General features: G+C 37.3%; 5 protein-coding genes. All 5 read left to right on the forward strand.

The features are described from left to right. Positions 1-7 precede the first annotated feature (7 nt). Positions 8-148 carry a BrnT family toxin gene (locus tag VNZ46_RS29400; RefSeq protein WP_414693499.1) on the forward strand — a complete coding sequence of 47 codons (141 nt, stop codon included), beginning with the start codon at positions 8-10 and terminating at the stop codon, positions 146-148. After that, the gene (locus VNZ46_RS14520; protein ID WP_325560801.1) at positions 120-386 is read left to right on the forward strand and encodes a BrnA antitoxin family protein; all 267 of its coding nucleotides are present in this window, start codon (positions 120-122) and stop codon (positions 384-386) included. Before VNZ46_RS29400 ends, VNZ46_RS14520 begins: the two co-directional genes overlap by 29 nt. Before the next feature lie 274 nt (positions 387-660). Beyond that, complete coding sequence (locus tag VNZ46_RS14525) at positions 661-1,521, forward strand: hypothetical protein (protein WP_325560802.1); 861 nt, start codon at positions 661-663, stop codon at positions 1,519-1,521. A gap of 308 nt (positions 1,522-1,829) precedes the next feature. Further along, positions 1,830-2,726 carry a Fic family protein gene (locus VNZ46_RS14530; RefSeq protein WP_325560803.1) on the forward strand — a complete coding sequence of 299 codons (897 nt, stop codon included), beginning with the start codon at positions 1,830-1,832 and terminating at the stop codon, positions 2,724-2,726. A gap of 161 nt (positions 2,727-2,887) precedes the next feature. Continuing rightward, complete coding sequence (locus VNZ46_RS14535) at positions 2,888-3,232, forward strand: hypothetical protein (protein WP_325560804.1); 345 nt, start codon at positions 2,888-2,890, stop codon at positions 3,230-3,232. The last annotated feature ends 223 nt before the right edge of the window (positions 3,233-3,455 follow it).

A 3,455-nucleotide genomic window follows, 5' to 3' on the forward strand; every position in this document is an offset into this window, starting at 1 on the left:
ATTTGGGATGTTAGGGAAGACTAGTAACGATAAAGTCCTATTTATAGTATTTACTATAAGAACCAAGAAAGTAAGAATTATCTCGGCCAGAGTGGCTGATAAAAAAGAAAGGAATTTTTATGAACAAGCCTCTAAAAAAGCTGCCTAAATTTAAGAACGAAGACGAAGAGCGTACATTTTGGGATAGTCATAGCTCGGTTGATTATTTTGATTGGTCTCAAGCCCAAAATGTCGTGTTTCCAAACTTAAAGCCAACTTCTACTTCAATTTCTATTCGAATACCGAATTATGTGCTGTCCCGATTGAAGCAGGAAGCCAATTCGCTTAACATCCCTTATCAGACCTTGATGAAACAGTATATCGCAAAAGGGGTCTTAAAACGGTAAGTTTTTTAGCAAGTTAAGTAAACTATATTAGCCCCAAAACTTCAGTATTATTGATTATCCCAGTTCTAGACCTGCACTATGCGACCCCATGAAAATCCCAAATTAGTTTGGGTTTTTTATTTTTTGACTTGATAAATAACTTCAGCTATGCTTAGGTTAAGGAATTAATTAATTAATTCTAATTGAAACACAAACAAAACAAAACAAATCGTCCCGAACAAGTAAATTAACGCTTCGAAACCTACTGGTATTTATTGTCAGCGTGGTAGTTTTTTTGGTAGTTACGCATGCAATTTTTCCTTCTCAGTATTTTCCGAATTACAACGCCTATCCATACAACGGCACCTATTTTACTTATTTGCCAACGGTAACTACTCCGATAAGTAACGGCGAGATATTACAGAAATCTTCTAATCTGGAGTTTAACTGGTTAGTTTTGTCGCCCTGGCCGGCCTATCATCTGATGGATCAAAAAATTAACTGTTATGGGAGTTTTTGGACCTGCCCCCAGGCGGATCAATTTGCAAACTTTTTACCGTTTGCGATAGGATATATTTTGTTGTTTGGGATGTTGATTTATGGGAAGTCCAAATATAAATATGCAGTATTGGGATTCCTAATAATCGGTTCGGGGTTATTGGGTCTGAAAATGACAGATAGATATGTATATCAGCCACTACAGCTTCAAAATAATTTGTTGCAACGTTTTTCTGTGGTAAGTAAAGCGGCACCTTTTCCGGACGGGACGAAGATTGTTTTTCCGGCTAAATATGAAGATCGTGATGGCGAAATTCAGGTGGGAGTAAAACAGTCTGATCAATATATTAGCTTATCTCTTTTTAACGTAAGCCAGGATGACAAAAGATTTAAGGACATCGTAAATGGTAAAGAATTTTGTGCTGACAATAAAGCTAATATAAAGACTAAGATAATTGGCAATAACGTCTATTTGTGTCAATTTACGGCCAGTGATGGGACAGGCAAAATCGGCACAGTTTCTGCCGCATATGGGTTTCTTGACCCTGATAGAAAAATATTTTTTTGGTCCGCAGGTCATGTTTCAGAGTCCAACAATGAATTTAATTCCAGTATTAATGCGTTTTTGAATTTTTACCATATCACAGCTAATTTATAATCTGAAGGACCCAAATAGTTCAAACATCCTGTACTATGTGACCCCAACAAAATCCCTAACAAATTTGAGGATTTTTGATTGACCGCACAAGAGCATTTAGAAACCACTTGTAAGTATTATCTGGGGGTCGCGACAAGCGTATGCTAAGGAACCCCACGGCAAGTTCATGAGTTTTGCTCAGCCTCAAACTATATAATAAGGTCAACTTCTTTGATATTTAGTGAATATTAGCCACTTTCTAAGGCATATTCACTAATATTTGACAATTATAGGTTAATCGTTTATAATGGTTATAGAAGAACATCGACATGGCCATAACTAAACCTATTAGAAATAGAATCCAAGCTCTTAAGAGTGAATTCGATACCTTGCGACAAGGCAAGGAATCGCTTTTAAATATGATTGATGACGCTGAAATTCCAGAGAGCGTTTATAACTCGAATGCCATTGAAAATTCAACCTTAACTCTTAAGGAAACCGAGAAGATCTTATTAGAGCAAGAGGTGTCCCGAAATATTTCTTTGCGCGAAGTTTATGAAGCAAAGAATCTTGCTCGAGTTAGTGATTATATTCGAAACAAAGTTCAAACTCTTGAAATAAATAAAGAGACAATGTTGCTTCTGCATCAGATGCTGATCGGCGGCATTGATGATAGTATTGCCGGCCGGTTTAGAAAGAAAGGAGAGTATGTCAGAGTCGGCACTCATATCGCCCCAGCACCGGAGCATATCGAAAGAATGATCGAAGCTATATTGAATGAATATTCAAGCAACCTAGAATCTTATTTCATAGATAAAGTTGCAAAGTTCCATTTGGATTTTGAAACTGTCCATCCGTTTTGTGATGGCAACGGCCGTATTGGCCGTGTGCTTACTAACTTACAGCTTCTTAAACTTGGTTTCCCGATTATCATTATTAGGGATAAAGAGAAGCAAGAATATTATGATGCCTTTAAGGAATATCGAGATAGCAAAAATAAGAAAGGAAAGATAATGGAAAAAATCGTGGGTCTTGGTTTAATTGAATCTCTTCATAAGAGAATCACTTATCTCAAAGGCGATAATGTCGTTATACTCGCTGACCATGCCAAGAAACATAAGAAATCTACACCGGCTGTTCTTAATGCTGCTCGTAGACAAAACATTCCTGCCTTTAGGGAAAAGGGAGTTTGGAAAATTGGTGAGAATTTTAAATATAAAAAGTAATGCCAATAATTGCTTGGGATAAGCAAACAATTAAGACGGTTCAAAATTTTGTTCCAAACCTTTCGTCTAATAACGGAGAAAGGTTTATTAAAATTAATCCATAAAGTTATGAATGATGATATCCTGATGGACGAATGAGCTGGAGTTTAGTAAATAATTTCTTGGGCGGATTCAATAATGCATATTACAGTAACTATGCTTTAGGTCTAGGAAGGAATCAGGGCACAGGCGCCTACAGCATAGGGCAAAGTTTTGGAGATAGTGTATCGTTTGCTCAAGGACTACTTGAAATAGCAAGTGGAGTAATAACGGGAACAGGCGGCGTTGCAATATCGAGTACTGGAGTTGGTGCCGTAGTTGGCCTCCCAGCAACCGCAGTGGGTGTAGGATTAGCCGCTCATGGTTCATCTTTGGTAGGAACAAGTATTTATAATTTTTCTCGATCAGCGCAAATTGGCGAAGGTAAAGACTTTACCACTGGCCAAAAGAGGGAGATTATAGGGTAAATTCACTAAATTTGACTATTCATTTCACATATGATACACTAGTGTCATATTTATGAAAAGTAAGAATAACCTTTTAGAACAGCTTAATTCCTTGCCCCATTTCAGTAAAAGCACTGTTTATCAGCTTGCTAAGCAGCTGGGGCTTCAGGATTCCACAGTTGATACTTACATCAGCCGCTTTTTGAAATACAAAGAAATTTACCGGCTCAAAAATGGACTGTAT

It is taken from the genome of Pedobacter sp., from assembly GCF_035566355.1.
Lineage (GTDB): Bacteria > Bacteroidota > Bacteroidia > Sphingobacteriales > Sphingobacteriaceae > Pedobacter.

Excerpts from the sequence above, each read along its gene's own strand:
- VNZ46_RS14530 (WP_325560803.1), top strand. The coding sequence starts at position 1,830 with ATGGCCATAACTAAACCTATTAGAAATAGAATCCAAGCTCTTAAGAGT.
- VNZ46_RS29400 (WP_414693499.1), top strand. The coding sequence starts at position 8 with ATGTTAGGGAAGACTAGTAACGATAAAGTCCTATTTATAGTATTTACT.
- VNZ46_RS14520 (WP_325560801.1), top strand. The coding sequence starts at position 120 with ATGAACAAGCCTCTAAAAAAGCTGCCTAAATTTAAGAACGAAGACGAA.